The organism is Shewanella sp. HN-41 (assembly GCF_000217915.1).
Lineage (GTDB): Bacteria > Pseudomonadota > Gammaproteobacteria > Enterobacterales > Shewanellaceae > Shewanella.
In genome coordinates this window covers 1-17,153 of the sequence record NZ_AFOZ01000003.1, presented here as the reverse complement: position 1 = coordinate 17,153, position 17,153 = coordinate 1, and the positions used below count along the sequence as shown (strand labels likewise).

Sequence of the window (17,153 nt, the reverse complement as noted above, 5' to 3'; positions counted from 1 at the left end):
GCTCGCTAACCGATGAACTGCTTGGCTTTCTTTGCTTAACTTGCGTTTCGCTGTCTGCCGTGTCAGTGGATGCGCATTATAGGCAGCGAAACTTTTTGTGCAAGGGCTTTTTATTGATTAGCAAACTGTACGCCGACATTTTAGACATCATGTTCAATTTTTGTCTGTTTATGCCTATTTTTAAGATTATAAAATGGATATTTACCTAATAATTGATAATTCACGCTCAATTTTTCGGCAGTACTCTAGTGTAAAAGTAAATAATTCATTACCATATGGCTTGCTGTTAACAGTTATTTATCATTTTCTATTTCACCAGAGAGCATTCATATGCAAAAGTCATTTCTTATTGTCTTGATTATCGCCGTCCTTGGCGCCGTAGCGCTATCTCAGTTCGCATCGACATTACCTGCTTATATCGCTTTTGTTGCTGGCGTTATCATTACTACTCTTGTTTTTAAATTTGCACCTGAGACTTCGTCAGCACAAAGTTCAGATGAACAATATGTTGGCCCAACGATGACACTCTATGTAGGCAATCTGCCATATCGAGTTCATGAAGGCGAAGTCAAAGTATTATTTGGGGAGTTTGGTCCAGTCAATTCTGTGCGTTTGGTACGTGACCGTAAAACTGGACGTCGTAAAGGTTTTGGGTTTGTTGAGATGTCAGAGTCGGGCGCCCAAAAAGCCATGGTTAAACTTAACGATTATAACTTCCAAGAAAGGACATTAAAGGTAAGAGAAGCTAAAACCCAAGATTCTGAAGGTGCTGAACGCACAGGCACCGACGAGTAATTTCTCCACCTAACTATTTATTAGTTGCTTATGTTATTAGTTGCTTGTGGTGATTCGCTCGATAGTTGAAAAACCACAACCAACTAATGTTGTCGCTAGTCCCTCGCTAATTTCTGCTTTGGTGTAATAGGCCCGCATCGTTAGCTTTCCTGTTGTATTTTGATTCTCGTTGTTGCGACTAGCTGGGGCTAAAAGCGACACCACTCTTTTTGCAATCGCTTCTCCTGAATCAAGGAGAGTCACATTGGATCCAAGCACTTGCTGTAGTTCACTGCGGATCATGGGGAAATGTGTGCATCCCAAAACGAGTACATCTATATTGGCTGCCACTACAGGTGCTAATAAGTCTGTGAGCCTGTGCATATCCAAGGCACCTGTGGCCACTTTTTGTTCTGCCATCCAGACTAACTCTGAACAACCAAAAAGCTCAACATGGCAATCATCGGCAAATTGGCCGATTAGTTCATGGGTGTAATGCCGCTTGACTGTACCAGGTGTGGCTAATAACCCAATTCGTTTACTTTTTGAAATGAGTGCCGCGGGTTTAATGGCCGGAACGACACCTACGACGGGAATGTTGAGCTTTGCCCGTAGGGCGGGTAATACAACTGTGCTCGCCGTGTTGCAGGCAACCACCACAATTGCTGCATTGGTACGAGTGACTAACTCCACGATTAAAGTGACACATCCCGCAACCAACTCTTGTTCATCAAGTTCTCCGTAGGGCAACCTGGCATTATCGAACAGATAGCAATAGTGGCTCTCTGGGAGTAATTTGCGGATTTCTGCCAGCACTGATAAGCCACCAATCCCAGAATCAAATACTAATATAGTTTGCGACAAGTTAGTCTCCAGTTTGACACTGTGCATAGGCTACTAAAAGAGTGGATAGATTTAATGATGAGGACAGCCCAGCGCGTGAATTTTCCCACAGCTTTGCCAAAATCGCAAAAGCAAGATACTGGACATTCGTGCCACCTAGTATAATATTTGCGCCCCAATTTACAGCCACGGTGAATCGACAATGAATTTAGCAGCAATGGACCCTCAGACCTATGATACACAGTTAGAAGCTAAGCGTATCAAGCTAGAACAAGCCTTTGCCCAATTTGAAACACCGAGTGTTGAAGTTTTCGCCTCTGAGCCAGCCCATTATCGTATGCGCGCCGAGTTTCGCGTATGGCATGAAGGTGATGATTTATACTATTACATGTTTGATAAAGTGCTGAACGAAAAAGTCCGTTGCGACCAATATCTGCCAGCAAGTGCACTTATCAATCAAATGATGTCGGCATTGATTGCACAGTTGAAATCCAATCACAGCCTGCGCCACAAATTATTCCAAGTCGATTTTCTGTCGACCCTAAGCGGCGAAATTTTAGTATCCCTGCTCTATCACAGACAACTTGATGCTCAATGGCACGCCGAAGCCAGTGCATTGAAAGCCATATTAAGCCAACAGTTTAAGGTCAATATTATCGGCCGTGCCCGTAAACAGAAAATCGACTTAGACCGAGACTTCGTTGTTGAATCCTTAGAAGTGAATGGCAGCACTTTTCTATATAAACAAATCGAAAATAGCTTTACCCAGCCTAATGCAAAAGTGGCGATAAAAATGTTGGAATGGGCTATTGATGTTACCCAAGACAGTCAAGGCGATCTGTTAGAGCTTTATTGTGGTAACGGTAATTTTTCCATTGCACTAGCGCAAAACTTTAATCGCGTGCTCGCCACTGAACTTGCCAAACCATCCGTGGATGCGGCGCAGTACAACATTGAAGCCAATGGCATTGAAAATCTACAGATTATCCGCATGTCGGCCGAGGATTTTAGTGATGCTATGGCGAAAAAACGTAGCTTTAGACGCCTAGAAGGAATCGATCTCGATAGTTATGAGTGCAATACCATTTTTGTCGATCCACCACGGGCGGGAATAGATCTAGGGACCTTGGCGTTGGTACAAGGTTACGAGCGAATTTTATATATTTCCTGTAATCCGGAGACCTTAAAGGACAATCTAGAACAACTGTGCACAACCCATAAGGTCACGCGCTTTGCCCTATTTGATCAGTTCCCATACACCGACCACATGGAAACAGGTGTACTGCTTGAACGTCGTTAGACATAACTTTCTCACATAAAAACAAAGGAGCCTGTGGCTCCTTTGTTTTTCAGCCCAATCGAATCCAAACTAACGATGCTCAACCTTATGCTGTAAAGCCTCGGCGCCCTTAGCGACCATACGCAATTGCATGACCAGTTGATCGGCAAGCACTTTTCGATCGGCACGCTTCATATCCAGTGCCGATGCACCAGCATTAAATACTAAGGTCACTAATGCCTCGGCCTGCGCTCTCGCCAACATAGGTGTACGCCCTGCGGAGGCCTCAGTGTAATGCGCTAATTCAGAGATAAAATGCTCAATCTCACGGGCCACAGCCGCGCGGAAAGCTGCCGAGGTACCCGAGCGTTCATGCAATAATATTCGGAAAACGTTAGGGTTAGAGTCAAGCACTTCCATAAAAGTGTCGACGGATATACGGATCACACTGCCACCCGCTTCGGCTCGCTGACGCCCCTTACGCATCATTTGCCTTAGGGTGAGCCCCCCCTCATCCACCATAGTCAGACCGAGTTCGTTCATATCCTTAAAATGACGATAGAAGGATGTCGGGGCGATATTGGCTTCCCTTGCCACTTCCCGCAAACTCAGACTCGAGAAACTGCGCTCAGCACTCAACTGATTAAAAGCAGCATCGACCAATGCCCGACGAGTTTTCTCTTTTTGCTGTGCACGAATACCCATTCTCAAATCCGCTAACTGAATGTAATAGCGCGATAATACCGCTTTTGAGCATTAAACACAGCCCCATCGACCTTGACCAAACAATATTGCTAGGCTAAATTAGCTTACAGTTGTACGCTCAAATGCGGATATTGGAAACCTATAATGAAAAAACCCCCTATCATCTGGCTTAATGTCAGTTTGTTTGCCGTGACCTTCCTCAGCGCGGTCATACTTGTTCCTTGGCGCGGTATCCTTCACGGCTATGGCGCCAGCGAGTGGATAGCCTTTATTGTGTTAGCCTTTGCCAGTGGTTTATCCATCACGGCGGGTTATCACAGACTCTGGTCACACAAAGCCTACAAAGCTCATCCTGCAATCCGCTTTCTTTATGCCCTTGGTGGCGCTTTAGCATTACAAAATAGCGCGTTACATTGGGCGTCTGATCATCGAGTTCACCATAAGCATGTCGACGATAACGACAAAGACCCCTACTCGGCTAAAATGGGTTTTTGGTACAGCCATATAGGTTGGATGTTGCGTGAATATCAGGCGCAGCGTTACCACGATTATCAGAACGTGCGCGATTTACAGAATGATCGCATTGTCATGTGGCAGCACAAACATTATTTAGCACTTGTACTGTTGATGAACATTGGTTTACCCGCGTTTTTGGGTTGGCTCAATGGCGACATAGTCTCAATGCTGTTAATGGCGGGTCTATTGCGCTTAGTGGTCGTGCACCACTGCACTTTCTTTATTAATTCACTCGCCCATGTTTGGGGTAGCCAACCCTACACGGATAAAAATACTGCACGGGATAATGGTTTCCTTGCTATGTTGACCTACGGTGAGGGCTACCATAATTTCCATCACATCTTTGAAAACGATTACCGTAACGGTATTAAATGGTGGCACTACGATCCAACTAAATGGTTGATCAAGGCCCTGTCATGGGCGGGACTAGCCAAAGATTTGCGCACTAGCCCGCAGGAACGCATCGAAAGTGCGCGTCTACAGATGCAACTATTACATGCCAAAAACAAAGTGATCCACTTGCCTAATGCCGATGAAATTATTGAAAAAATTCAAATTGAGTATGAGCTGATGAAGGAACATTTGCTTGACTATTATCAAGCGAAGAAGACCTTATTAGAAGCAAAACGCAAGCAACTAGTCGACCAACAATTGCTTCTGCAGGTTGAAGAACTCAAATCCCGCTTTTTAATCCAACAGAAGAACTGGAAAAGCTTAACGGCGAGTTATAGCTAAACCACAATTCTGCGTGAAAGTCTTACGGCCACCTTGCATGGTGGCCATATCTGATTATGATGATGCCTCAATCAATTTTTACAGGATGTTGAGCTCATGTCTGCTCCTTCGCTAACACTCTTAGAAAACATAAAACTCACAGAATACAGCCATGGCGCTGGTTGCGGCTGCAAAATATCTCCAAAAGTGTTGACGACCATTCTTGCTTCACAGCTGCCTGTATTTACCGATCCTAACCTGTTGGTCGGCAATCAAAGCCGTGATGATGCGGCCGTTTATAAGCTCAATGATGAAATCGGTATTATCAGTACCACCGACTTTTTTTATGCCCATAGTAGATGACCCCTTTACCTTTGGCCGTATCGCCGCCACCAATGCCATTAGCGATATCTATGCAATGGGTGGCACCCCTATGATGGCCATTGCGATTCTGGGCTGGCCGATTAACAAACTCCCGGCAGAAATCGCCCAGCAAGTCATCGATGGTGGCCGCCAAGCCTGTATGGAGGCAGGGATCATGCTAGCAGGTGGCCATAGTATCGATGCGCCAGAGCCTATTTTTGGTTTAGCCGTGACGGGACAAATAGCGTTAAGTGATTTAAAACAGAATGATACCGCCAAGGCAGGCGACCGTCTGTATCTGACTAAGCCGATTGGTGTTGGCATTTTAACCACGGCGCAAAAACAGAAAAAACTCAAAGATGAAGATAGCCTGATTGCGGTCAATGCTATGTGCCAACTGAATACTATAGGTGCCGCTATCTCAAAAATTCATGGTGTTAACGCCCTGACAGATGTCACAGGATTTGGCCTTGCGGGACACTTACTCGAAATGTGTCAAGGCGCGAAGCTTGCGGCGAAACTCACATTCGATGCGGTTCCACTATTACCCCGAGCTTTAGATTACTTAGCCTTAGGTTGTATTCCCGGTGGCACACAGCGTAATTTTGACAGCTACGGCGAACACTTACCCCCATTAACCGATCACCAAAAAGCCATTTTATGCGACCCCCAAACCAGTGGTGGACTATTAGTCGCCGTGTCTAAGGACGCCGAAGCTGAACTTGTTGCCCTGTTGGAAGCGAATCACATTCCTCCCATCTGTATCGGTACCCTTGAGGAACCCATATCCAAAGCTGGCGTGGTTTTGTGTTAATGCAAGCTATGATAGTGCCCACGTCACAGTACCGTGAAATATTCCTAAACCAACATCCACTGATGGATGTTAGGGCGCCCATTGAGTTCAGCCGTGGCGCCTTTCCAAGCTCGACGAACCTACCCTTGATGCTCGACAGTGAAAGGGAAAAAGTCGGTACTTGCTATAAACAATTTGGCCAGCAAGCCGCGATTGAATTAGGTCATTCCCTAGTGCATGGCCCAATCAAGCAGCAAAGAATCGAGGCTTGGTCACATTATTTCAACGCCAACCCTAATGCCTATCTTTATTGTTTCCGTGGTGGTCTACGCTCACAACTTACTCAGCAATGGCTAAAAGATGCTGGTCTAGAGGTACCTTATATTCAAGGTGGTTATAAAGCCATGCGCCAATATTTAATTGGTGTGATTGAAACAACCCCTAGCTTGCAACCTTTGCTGAGCTTGAGTGGCATGACGGGTTGCGGTAAAACAGATTTTCTCCTACAACGCAAAGAAGCGGTGGATCTAGAAGGTATCGCCAACCATAGGGGATCCAGTTTTGGCAAGAATATTGACCCACAGCCAACACAAATCAACTTTGAAAATCAACTTGCTATCGCATTACTTCACCATCAAGCCAGTGATGCAGCATGTCTGCTACTCGAAGATGAGAGCTTCCTGATCGGCCGTTCAGCACTGCCACAGACCTTTTACACCGCGATGCAAACCGCCGATGTTCTAGTATTAGAGGAGGCGGACGACATCAGACTGCAACGGTTACTCAATGAGTATGTGCACAAAATGCATAGTGGATTCTGTGATCGCTTAGGCGCCGAAGCGGGATTCGCCGCCTTTAGCCAGTATCTGTTACAGAGTTTAGTGAGTATTCGTAAACGCTTAGGTGGCAAACAGCATCAAGAACTACAAGATATGATGCAGCGGGCATTAACCCAGCAACTCCACCAAAATGACACTTCACTGCATTTAGCATGGATAGCAGTGCTGCTGCACAAATATTACGACCCAATGTACCAATACCAGTTACAAAAGAAATCCGAACGGATCCTCTTTAAAGGTACACATCAGGCCATGCATGAATGGTTGGATAGCTATAAGAGTGATAGAAAAGCCGCACAATAACTGTGCGGCTAGTACTCTAAAAATTAATTTGCAAAAATAGTAATGGCTTCATAGTTATAATTATCGAATTTAGCCGAGCGAATATTACCCGTGCTACGGCTCGATTTACTGAGCTCAGCACGGAAATCATATAACCCAGTCATACCTTCATAGCCCCATACATATAAACTCATCATAGGGTTTGTTATTCCATCAAATGCTGTTTGTAAGTGTATGGGTAAATCTAAATCTGGAATTGACCCCTTCAATGATGCCGAAATAGCCCAATTCGCATAACCATCTTGTCCTATTGTGATTTGTATCGCTTGCATATGGTCATTGCTAAAACTGTAGTCATAATTTGCACTACCGCCATTATTAATAGTAGTGATTAAACGTGTCGTTTCATCCAGCATTTGGTTTTCATTTAGCGGTAAATTTAAGCTCAAAGTTTTTGACGTATCAGTAACAGCCCTACGTGTTGATGCCGAATAATTTATGTAACCAGCCTCATTTGCACCAAGGGTAATCCACTGTGATGCGTAGACTAAATTACGGTCAAAAAGCATGGGAAATAATTGCACTTCTTTCGTCGGCCATTCTACCCTGTTTTGGCGACCAAATTCAGTTTCAGAATAACTCCGTAACGAATAGTCATTGGTATTCACATCAACATTTAACAAGGTCCCTTCATGATTCGTACCATCAAATTCACTACTCGATATAGGTATTGCTTGCGATAAATCGAGTGTATTTATATCTATGCTCCCAGCATAAGCTGTAACACCACTTTGGTTAGGAACCAACACCATATTCACTGGTGTAAACTTATTATCCTGCTTACATAAGCGTAATGAAGTATTGTTAGATTGTGAGTTCAAAAATGAGTTATTAACATATAGCTGGTAATCACTATATACCGCTTCAATTTCATTAAGATCAAAATTGACATCACTACAATCACATTGGCTATTTAAATTTTCATCTGTGAAAGCGTAAATGCCATAGTCACCAGCTTTAGCGGCTAAATCCGTACGGATACTCCAAGTCGATTGACCATTACGAAATTCTTTTGCTGCAACCGTTAAATGTGATGCTTCGTTTGTCCATGGTACATCTACATGCCCTTGCCCATCACTCTTATAAGTGCCGAGAATACTGCCGTCTTGTCGGTGAATAATAACATCAGCACCTGCCATTTTTTCTTTTACATTGCAAAGAGGTGTGACGCTCTGCACATCCATCACCAACCTAGCTGTTGTTGTGCCCGAATCACCAGAATCCCCACCACTTGAATCACTCGAACCGCCGCATCCACCAAGCAGCAACACTAGCGCACTGATATAACATCCTTTTCCCATGACCAAACTCCAAAGTATATAAGTTATTATTTTGTAAATTTTTAAGACGTACCAATTACAACATAGCTTCATTTCGTTCAACAAGTAGGTTTGCAACTTGATGACGCAGATTTTCACGATTAGCGGAAACGTCCACGATAGGAACGGCAATATCAACCGACACCTTTGACCAAAAACGCTTTGGCATAGTCGTTAGTGCATGTCCGTCCTTATGGCTAAAGTAAGATCCCCACAATCCGTGCAGCGCCATCGGGATCACAGGGACGGGATCTCTGGCGAGGATTTTATCGATACCGGGACGGAATTCACCTAATTCACCGTCGGGGGTTAAGCGTCCTTCAGGAAAGATACACACTAATTCGTCATTCATCAGCGCTTCGTGGATGGTCTCAAACGCTTGGTTATAGGTGGTTTCACTTTGTTTAGGGGAACAGATAGGGATCACCCCTGCGTGACGGAATAAATATTTCAGCAGAGGGATCTCGCTAATAGATTTATCCATCACAAAACGAATAGGTCGTGTCGATGCCCCCATAATAATCAATGCATCCACATAACTCACATGGTTACAAACAATGATACCAGCCCCTTCTTTAGGAATTTTCTCGCGGCCAGTGACTGTCACTCGATACATGACATGGCTAAGTAAGTAACTGATAAATCGCTGGGTAAATTCTGGCACTTGCGAATACACATACAAGGCGACCACAAAGTTCATCAGCGCGAGCAGTAAAAATAGCTGTGGAATACTCCAGCCTGCCACGCCGAGCAGCAGCATAGACAATAACGCCGAAGCGACCATAAAGAGCGAGTTCATAATATTATTGGCAGCAATGGCCTGGGCACATTCGCCCTTGGTCGCTCGGGATTGAATGAAGGCATATAAAGGCACGATAAAGAGACCACCGCTGACACCGATCATAAAGAAATCCAACATCACTCGATAATGCTGCGTCCCGGCAATAAAGCTTGTTACCCCATAAACCAAACTGGCATCGACAGGCGCCGGTGGGATAGCCCAAAGTAAGTCCACCCCAAATAGCGTTAATCCCAGCACTCCAAAGGGCAGTAGCCCTAACTCCACATGGCCAAAGGAGAAACGCTCGCAAACAAAGGAGCCCACGGCAATGCCGATAGAAAACAACCCCAGCAATAAGGACACCACAGTCGCACCTGAATGCAAGTGCAGCTTGGCAAAGTTAGGGAATTGCGTCAGATAGGTTGCACCTAAAAACCAAAACCAACTGATTGCCAGAATCGCCATCCAAATTGAAGGGGTCTGACGGGCCTTTTTAAGGCTACGCCAAGTGCCCGATAAGGGCCTAAAGCGTATTTTTTCGATGACTCCCTGCGGCGGTAATGCGGGGATGGCTCGGCTAGATAAATACCCAGCTAATGCCAGTACGGCAACGGTAATGGCCGACCATAGGGTTGCATTGTTTCCCGAAACAAGAATGCCTGCACTCAGTGTACCCACTAAAATCGAGAGAAAGGTGCCCATTTCAACCCAAGCATTACCTGTCACTAACTCATCTTCTTTTAAGGCTTGGGGCAGTAGGGAATACTTAACAGGGCCAAAGTAGGCAGACTGGCTCCCCGTTAAAAAAAGCAGTAATAACATCATCATATAATTTTCGCTGACAATAGCGAGGGCAGCACTAAACATGATGATGACTTCAAGCAGTTTTAAGCGGCGGATAAGTTTTGCCTTGTCCATATTATCGGCGACGACACCCGCATGGGCCGAAAACAGAAAAAACGGCAGAATAAACACCCCAGCGGCTAGATTGACAAACATATCGACACTGATAGGCAACTCTTTGACTTGGCTAAAGGTCACTAACAGCAACAATACATTCTTATAGATATTGTCATTCAGTGCACCGAGGCACTGAGTCGCAAAATAAGGCAAAAAGCGTTTTGTTAATAGCATGATAGCTCCCTCTGGTAACCCATTCCCTGTAAATAAGCCTGCACATGGCTTTCGAGTAAATCCCGTAGTGATAGCTGTTGGACAAAGAGTTTATTATCCAGTGATAACATTGTCAGTCCATGGATCCCCCCCCACAGCACGCGGCTCATGCTCAAATGGCGCTCCGTTGTCATCTCGGGGAATAACTGCACCACTTCATGCTCAATGAGTGAAAACAATCTCGCAATCCATTGTCCTTGGGATTCTGGCAACGGCTCGGAATCGAGCAATTGCAACTCAAACACTAGCTTGAAACATTGGCGCTGCTCGTGGGCGAACAAACTATACTCCCACGCCATTGCAATGATTTTACCTACACCACTAGCAACACTGACCGCTGACAGTCGCCCGTGCAAGGCACGCAGCGTCGCCTCCGAAACAGCCAAAAGCAAATAGTTATAACTACCAAAGATATTAATTAAGGTACTGGGCACATAACCAATTTGGCTGGCTACTTTACGCAAACTTAGCCCGACAACACCCTGCTCTGTCAGCAACTCAGTTGCCGCTTGTATTGCCATAGCGCGAATTTCATCATGGCTATGTTCTTTACGTCTCGCCATCAATTTCACTCCCTGTTAGATAGCAAGAGACTAACAGCGGTACAAATAAAAAACAATGTTCAAAATAAGATTATTTTGCGTACAGCAATGGGTAAATAATGTGGGATGTTATTGAAGGTGATGGATAAAGACAGGCACCACAATCCCGATTCACTCAGCAAGCAGAACGGGTCGATGAGATAAAACAATCAAAACCGCATAAAAAACGGCGTGTTTAGTAGCACGCCGCAGACTATGTTAATTCACAGGTGACTTGTTATTTGGAGGATAACTTTTGCTTCAAAGATGAGAATGAGCTCTAGGGCTTGCTATAAGTCATCACCACTCTATCTGCACCAGCACCAAAATAATCCGCTTCAAATACGGAATCGACAAAACCTAAGTGTCGATATAAACCGTGGGCAGGATTGGTCGGGTCAACCGTTAGGCACACCCGGCGCACAGGGGTGGGCAGCTGGACCAAACATTGCTGTATCAAACCTTTACCGACTCCTTGGCCACGTGAATGTTCGCTCACTGCGACGGATAAAATCCACATACATTCGGGATCGCCGCTCTGGGCGCAGAGCAAATAACCTTGCACACTGTTATCTTTATCCACAGCAACTAAAAATTGCTCTGGCCAACAATCAAATCCCTGGCGGAAGAAAAAATCGGGATAACTATGTTCGCCAAAGATAGCCTGCTCGAGTTGAAAAACGGCGGCTAACTCTGACTTCAATACTGGACGAATCGACTGCATTTAAAAATTATTCACCAATTAAGATCTTATCCCACTCTAAATTCGGAGCACCCACTACGATAAAATTCGGATTTTCTAGGGTGTCTCGCTCGTTGTAGGTCAAGGGTTGCAACTCAGTGTCCATTAGCTGACCACCCGCTTCCTCGACAATAATTTGCGCAGCTCCCGTATCCCACTCACCCGTTGGTCCGACGCGCACATAACAATCGGCACGCCCTTCGGCAACCAGACAACTCTTCAATGCCGCACCGCCCATCACCACCAGCTCACAATGTTTAGGGTGATTAAAGAGCGTTAATACCGATTGTGGATCCTGACGGCGACTCACAGCCAATCTTAGGGAGACTTTTTCACGGTGCTGAATTTGCCGACTACTGATCCGCACTTCCTGCTTATCGGTACGTTTATAGGCGCCTAACCCCGCGATAGCGTAGTAACACACCTGCGTCATTGGCACGTACACCACCCCCATAACAGGACGGTTATGCTCCACCAGCGCGATGATCACCGAAAAATCGCCACTACCCGCAATAAACTCCCCCGTACCATCGAGTGGATCGACTAACCAATAGCGTTTCCACCCTTCACGCACACTCAGGGGAATGTCGGCAGCCTCTTCAGATAGGATAGGAATATCGGGCGTCAACGCGGCTAAACGTTCACAAATCAGCTTATTCGCCGCTAAATCAGCCGAGGTGACAGGGGTATTATCAGACTTAGTCTCTCGCTCAAAATTACCCTTAAGGTAAATCTCACGGATAGTGCGCCCCGCATCCGTTGCTATCGCAATCACCTCGTCGATTAACTCTTCTGGCTTCATAACCACTCCAATCGCAAACTTCGCGAATGATTTACAAGCACTCAGTTGTTGAACGCTTTAACGAAAAAATTATTTATTTTGTAGGTGTTTTTGCGCTAAAAACAATGCACTCACACTACGGGATTCGGAAAAATCGGCATTATCGAGTAACGCTTCCCAATCGACTAATTCCCAAGGCACCACTTCAATCGGTTCAGGTTCATCCCCTTCGAGGCGGCTTTTATATAGATCTTCGGCAAGGAAAATCTGCATCTTACTGGAAAAATAACCGGGGGCGAGGCTAAGTTCTTTAAGCAAGGTAAGCTTATTGGCACCAAAGCCGATTTCCTCCTGCAACTCACGGTTAGCGGCTTCAATGGCAAGTTCCCCTGGATCTATGAGCCCTTTCGGAAAGCCTAGCTCATAATTATCTGTTCCTGCAGCATATTCTTTCGCCAGTAGCATTTTACCTTGATGAATAGGCACTATCATCACAGCTCCACGACTGCCACCTTTCATACGTTCGTACTGACGTTCAACACCGTTAGAAAACTTAAGATGTACTTGCTCGATTTGGAATAATCGACTCCTAGCGACAACTTCGGTATGTAAGATTTCCGGCTTTTTCTGCCGCTGCGACATAACTGCCTCTGGATAAAAATAGCGATAAACTAAATAGGATAAGTGACAATCTTACTATCCTGTCTTTAATCTACAACCTGAATTTATGGTGTGTGACAAAAGATAAGCGGCATTTTTTTGTGATATAACTCACAAACCAAGCCAAACCTAAGTGAATGGCCTTATCCTTTTTCTAAAAAAATGGGGGATTTTTGATAACCCAAAAGGGCAAAGGCCAGTTCCCAATCACACATTAAGATCAAAAAACAGGCAAAACCCTTTTATTTTGCGATGCAGTTTAGAACTGATAGCGTAAATTAAACTGGTAACTTAGGAAGTCATTCGGCGCTATATCCACATACTGATAGCCAAGCCCCACTGACCAAGCATCGCTGAGTTGATAGCTAAAGCGCAGGCCAGCATACCAATCTGTGCCATCCAAATCCGTCTTTAGGGTTGTGTTTCCCATAGTACTGCTGATATCCGCTTGCCAATGGAACAATCCGACTGGCACTTCAAATCGCCAGCCTTCATGCTGTAGCAGGGTGAAGCGCAGCCCTAACATCACACCGTCTGCAAGTACCGGAGTCACAGCCTTCACCAACTCGTGGTACTGCTCTGGTGTTAAGCTCGATCCTTCAATCCTTACGCTTCCTTCACCAAAGTCGGCATAACCTAATTCCACCGCCACCGTGGGTGTCCATTGATACCCAAGACTCACACCAAAAGCCGTATCACTGTTATCTATCGAGGTAACGACTCCCGCTCCCACCTGCGGCTGCAGATCTTGCATGCCGTTATCGGTCTGGGCCTGCCCGATAAATACCTCCACATACCAGTCGGAGGCATTGGCCTGCTGGATTGAACTTAGTAGCAACAACGCTCCCAGCGCTAATTTCTGCCATTCCCTACGACGCATAAAACCACCCACAAGGATCAAAGCTAATGCCCATAGAGCCATGCTACCTCCCCCCGATTGATTATCTATGACAACTTCTTGATACGCCTTCACAGTGATAAGCACTTGCCCACTAGCTTCACCACCCAAACCATCACTGACTTGATAAGTCACTGTATCCACTCCATCAAATCCGGTTTTAGGGATGTAACGCAGTTTGTTTGACTCAACAGACACAGTCCCTTGCTGTGCACTAGCGCCCGCAAGAGTTAACACATTGCCGTCAGCATCTGTGTCATTAGCCAACACATCGAGCAATAGGCTAGTTCTGTCATCGGTTGCAGCACTGTCGTTTACTGCAATTGGCGCCGTATTGCCGTTCACAATCACAGTCAACTCGCTGCTAGCAGTGCCTCCTTTGCCATCGGTTATGCTGTATATCAGCACATCGGTACCGATAAAATCGGTTGCTGGCACATAACTAACTTGCTGATTATCAAGCACAGTTACTGTGCCGAACTCACTGATAACTTGAGTGACAATTAAACTATCACCATCACTATCCGTATCATTGCCAAGCACATTGATATCTAGACTCTGATTCCATGGGATGGAAGCCGCATCCGGATTTGCCACGGGTAAATGGTTACCATTGAGCATCACCGACACCCCACTTGGGTCAACAATAGTGCGGTTTGCCACACCATCATCATCGTTAGGGCCGCCATCCTCAACGGTTAACTGTACGCACCAGTGGCCCTCGGTTAATCCCGGCGTCCAACGGCTATCCCCAGGTGGTGGACAGAAACCACGTTCACCCTCAGCACTCGCAACATTATTACGTTCATCGATGACAAAGTCCTGCCAACCCTTTGTTGTTTGGAACTTACGATAAACCGCATTCGCAGGGATGGGAGCGCGTTGTGGCAACACTAAGCTATAACTTTGACCTTGTTGCGGCAGCCCAGTCGCAATGAAGTCGAAAATCCCCCCCACATTCGCAGCGACAGTATCCTCAGCCACGGCATTGGGCAGTAGCTGCATACCACTCTGCCCTTGTCTTAGGGCAATACTGCCCAGACGTAAACAGACGCCCGCTTGCCCCTCCGCCAAGAAATACACAGGTTCGAGTTCACCCTCAGGCATAACACTACAATCGCCATTAGCGTCCAGATAATCTGGAATACCGTCACGATCCGTATCGGTGAACCCTTCCTGATCGTCAGGGATTAAATCATCGTCGGTATCTGCGCCAGTCAACACAGGTAAACTTGGACGCACGACGATATACACTTTTTCAGTCGTAGATCGCACTGGTAGGCCATCATCGGTAGCTGTCAGGCTCACGGGATAAATGCCCGGCTGCACGGCAACAGGTGAGAAGAACATGCCCGCATCGTCGGATTGCAAGCTCAGGGAGTCACTATCCCAAGATAGGGTTAAGTTATCTTGCATATTCGCATCCGTCACTTGGGCATGAATATGTACCTCACCGCCATTTTGCGTCACGATAAGCTGGTTCGTCCCAGCCTGAGTGACCTCTAAACTCACTTTAGGGGCAATATTCGCCTCAGTGATCCACACCTGAATCTGTTTCTTGCTGCCCAGATTCAAGCCTGAATCAAGGGTGATAATTACATCCTCATCCCCTTCGGCCACACCATCCTCCGTGGTGCTAAAGCGGATCTGTGCCATTTGTCCTGAGGCAATCTCTAGCACACCATCGACCAGATCATGGTCGGCATTCCCCGCCGAGCCCGATACTGTATAAGGGATGGATAGAGGATAGTTGGGCGCCTCACCATTGAGGTGTACGCTGACCACGACCTCGTTACCTTCGCCGACAATTTGGTCCTTACTCAGCGAGATCAAGGGATTGACCTTCACCTTCTGCGCCTTGATCGCTTTATTACCGTCACGGTCCACTGCTTGCCAGTATGCTAAATAACTGCCTGGTGCGAAGAACAGACTCTTATTTACCAGAGAAACTGGCAATGGATGTCCATCTCCGTCGACCGCTTTAGCAAAGCCCAGCTTCACCCGCGTAAACAGCCCTGTGGCATTCACCTCGACATCATCAGGCAAAGTGATCACAGGCTGATTTTCAGACTCAGATCCTTCAATCAACACATTGACTTTGGCTGTCGCACGCCCCTGATTGCCATCGCTAATGGTATAACGCAGCGCCACTGGGCCCACATAAGCTTCGGGTGCTGTAAATGTCAGCCCCTCGTCGCCAATTTGAACGCTGCCGATATCCGCCGCGACGCCATCAATCGTCAGCAGATCACCATCCACATCCATATCGTTCGTCAGTACCGACAGGGAATAAGTATCGTTAGCGGTACTCGTTAACGTAAAGCTGTCATCTACCGCTTGTGGATCATCATTCACCGGAGTGACCGTTATCGTCACTGTGCCGGGCTCTGAACTCAATTCCGCATCCTTGGCGATAAAATTAATCAGATCCGTGCCATTGAAATCCTTCTCAGGGGTATACAACCAAACGGAGCCGTGCTGCTCTAAAGTGCCAGATCCTGGCTGAGCGACCACTTCATAGGTTAGCGGATCACTATCTGCATCCTCAGCGGCCAAAGTGATCATTATTGAGCTATCTTCCTCTAGCATCACTGTCGAACCTATCGCAACGGGTGCATCGTTAACGTTACTCACTGTGATGCTAAAGCTTTGCTCGGCCGTTAAGCCATCCGTGTCCGTCACTCGCAGTATCACTGCATGCGCACCCACATCGGCGTTACCTGGTGTACCACTTAAGACTCCACTCACCGCATTAAAACTTAACCAATTCGGTTTAGTCACCGCGCTTAAGGTCAACACATCACCCACATCGCTGTCACTCGCCGCAAAGCTGTAGCTGTATGCCGCATCTTGGGTCGCAGAGGTTAAGGCAGTTGAGCTAATCGTCGGTGCATCGTTAACGTTGCTCACTGTGATGCTAAAGCTTTGCTCGGCCGTTAAGCCATCCGTGTCCGTCACTCGCAGTATCACTGCATGCGCACCCACATCGGCGTTACTTGGTGTACCACTTAAGACTCCACTCACCGCATTAAACTAACCATTCGTATCAC

At 46.3% G+C, this 17,153-nt stretch carries 12 protein-coding genes and 2 pseudogenes; 5 read left to right on the top strand and 9 right to left on the bottom strand.

The genetic code is table 11. The features are described from left to right. The first annotated feature begins 330 nt into the window (after nucleotides 1–330). Nucleotides 331–795, top strand: coding sequence for an RNA-binding protein (locus SOHN41_RS00650; protein WP_007644284.1), 465 nt, complete (start codon nucleotides 331–333; stop codon nucleotides 793–795). Nucleotides 796–831: 36 nt separating this feature from the next. On the opposite strand, the gene murI is transcribed toward SOHN41_RS00650, so the two are convergent. Continuing rightward, the gene (gene murI, locus SOHN41_RS00645; RefSeq protein WP_007644282.1) at nucleotides 832–1,638 is read right to left on the bottom strand and encodes a glutamate racemase; all 807 of its coding nucleotides are present in this window, start codon (nucleotides 1,636–1,638) and stop codon (nucleotides 832–834) included. A gap of 181 nt (nucleotides 1,639–1,819) precedes the next feature. On the opposite strand from murI, the gene trmA reads away from it, so the two are divergent. Next, the gene (trmA, locus tag SOHN41_RS00640) at nucleotides 1,820–2,917 is read left to right on the top strand and encodes a tRNA (uridine(54)-C5)-methyltransferase TrmA (protein ID WP_007644272.1); all 1,098 of its coding nucleotides are present in this window, start codon (nucleotides 1,820–1,822) and stop codon (nucleotides 2,915–2,917) included. 69 nt (nucleotides 2,918–2,986) lie between these two features. Here trmA and fabR read toward each other — a convergent pair whose 3' ends face one another. Further along, entirely contained in the window at nucleotides 2,987–3,601 is a 615-nt protein-coding gene (fabR, locus tag SOHN41_RS00635) for an HTH-type transcriptional repressor FabR (RefSeq protein WP_007644270.1), read from the bottom strand. A 144-nt stretch (nucleotides 3,602–3,745) separates the two neighbouring features. On the opposite strand from fabR, the gene SOHN41_RS00630 reads away from it, so the two are divergent. The 3 genes and pseudogenes from SOHN41_RS00630 to mnmH all read left to right on the top strand — a co-directional run bounded on the left by SOHN41_RS00630 (nucleotide 3,746) and on the right by mnmH (nucleotide 7,129). Continuing rightward, entirely contained in the window at nucleotides 3,746–4,852 is a 1,107-nt protein-coding gene (locus tag SOHN41_RS00630; RefSeq protein WP_007644268.1) for an acyl-CoA desaturase, read from the top strand. 96 nt (nucleotides 4,853–4,948) lie between these two features. Further along, nucleotides 4,949–6,008 (top strand): annotated as a pseudogene (gene selD, locus SOHN41_RS00625) (selenide, water dikinase SelD). Beyond that, complete coding sequence (mnmH, locus tag SOHN41_RS00620; protein WP_037457727.1) at nucleotides 6,008–7,129, top strand: tRNA 2-selenouridine(34) synthase MnmH; 1,122 nt, start codon at nucleotides 6,008–6,010, stop codon at nucleotides 7,127–7,129. Before selD ends, mnmH begins: the two are co-directional and overlap by 1 nt. A gap of 23 nt (nucleotides 7,130–7,152) precedes the next feature. Here the strand turns inward: mnmH and SOHN41_RS00615 are convergent, their stop codons facing one another. The 7 genes and pseudogenes from SOHN41_RS00615 to SOHN41_RS00585 form a co-directional block, all read right to left on the bottom strand. Next, complete coding sequence (locus SOHN41_RS00615) at nucleotides 7,153–8,469, bottom strand: hypothetical protein (RefSeq protein WP_007644266.1); 1,317 nt, start codon at nucleotides 8,467–8,469, stop codon at nucleotides 7,153–7,155. Nucleotides 8,470–8,524: 55 nt separating this feature from the next. Beyond that, entirely contained in the window at nucleotides 8,525–10,402 is a 1,878-nt protein-coding gene (locus tag SOHN41_RS00610) for an MFS transporter (protein ID WP_007644264.1), read from the bottom strand. Then, nucleotides 10,393–11,004, bottom strand: a complete 612-nt coding sequence (locus tag SOHN41_RS00605) for a TetR/AcrR family transcriptional regulator (protein ID WP_007644263.1) — start codon at nucleotides 11,002–11,004, stop codon at nucleotides 10,393–10,395. Before SOHN41_RS00605 ends, SOHN41_RS00610 begins: the two co-directional genes overlap by 10 nt. Nucleotides 11,005–11,302: 298 nt before the next feature. Continuing rightward, complete coding sequence (locus SOHN41_RS00600; protein WP_007644262.1) at nucleotides 11,303–11,746, bottom strand: GNAT family N-acetyltransferase; 444 nt, start codon at nucleotides 11,744–11,746, stop codon at nucleotides 11,303–11,305. Nucleotides 11,747–11,753: 7 nt separating this feature from the next. Further along, nucleotides 11,754–12,566 carry a 3'(2'),5'-bisphosphate nucleotidase CysQ gene (gene cysQ / locus SOHN41_RS00595; RefSeq protein ID WP_007644261.1) on the bottom strand — a complete coding sequence of 271 codons (813 nt, stop codon included), beginning with the start codon at nucleotides 12,564–12,566 and terminating at the stop codon, nucleotides 11,754–11,756. Nucleotides 12,567–12,635: 69 nt separating this feature from the next. Then, nucleotides 12,636–13,187: an ADP compounds hydrolase NudE gene (gene nudE, locus SOHN41_RS00590; protein WP_007644260.1), complete on the bottom strand. Its 552-nt coding sequence runs from the start codon at nucleotides 13,185–13,187 to the stop codon at nucleotides 12,636–12,638. Nucleotides 13,188–13,464: 277 nt separating this feature from the next. Continuing rightward, nucleotides 13,465–17,136, bottom strand: a pseudogene (locus SOHN41_RS00585) (Ig-like domain-containing protein); the annotation flags it as partial. Nucleotides 17,137–17,153 lie beyond the last annotated feature (17 nt).

What these genes read in the sequence shown, in the direction of transcription:
- SOHN41_RS00650 (WP_007644284.1), top strand. Translation starts at nt 331, where the DNA reads ATGCAAAAGTCATTTCTTATTGTCTTGATTATCGCCGTCCTTGGCGCC.
- SOHN41_RS00605 (WP_007644263.1), bottom strand. Translation starts at nt 11,004, where the DNA reads ATGGCGAGACGTAAAGAACATAGCCATGATGAAATTCGCGCTATGGCA.
- SOHN41_RS00610 (WP_007644264.1), bottom strand. Translation starts at nt 10,402, where the DNA reads ATGCTATTAACAAAACGCTTTTTGCCTTATTTTGCGACTCAGTGCCTC.
- nudE (WP_007644260.1), bottom strand. Translation starts at nt 13,187, where the DNA reads ATGTCGCAGCGGCAGAAAAAGCCGGAAATCTTACATACCGAAGTTGTC.
- mnmH (WP_037457727.1), top strand. Translation starts at nt 6,008, where the DNA reads ATGCAAGCTATGATAGTGCCCACGTCACAGTACCGTGAAATATTCCTA.
- SOHN41_RS00615 (WP_007644266.1), bottom strand. Translation starts at nt 8,469, where the DNA reads ATGGGAAAAGGATGTTATATCAGTGCGCTAGTGTTGCTGCTTGGTGGA.
- SOHN41_RS00600 (WP_007644262.1), bottom strand. Translation starts at nt 11,746, where the DNA reads ATGCAGTCGATTCGTCCAGTATTGAAGTCAGAGTTAGCCGCCGTTTTT.
- SOHN41_RS00630 (WP_007644268.1), top strand. Translation starts at nt 3,746, where the DNA reads ATGAAAAAACCCCCTATCATCTGGCTTAATGTCAGTTTGTTTGCCGTG.
- trmA (WP_007644272.1), top strand. Translation starts at nt 1,820, where the DNA reads ATGAATTTAGCAGCAATGGACCCTCAGACCTATGATACACAGTTAGAA.
- cysQ (WP_007644261.1), bottom strand. Translation starts at nt 12,566, where the DNA reads ATGAAGCCAGAAGAGTTAATCGACGAGGTGATTGCGATAGCAACGGAT.
- fabR (WP_007644270.1), bottom strand. Translation starts at nt 3,601, where the DNA reads ATGGGTATTCGTGCACAGCAAAAAGAGAAAACTCGTCGGGCATTGGTC.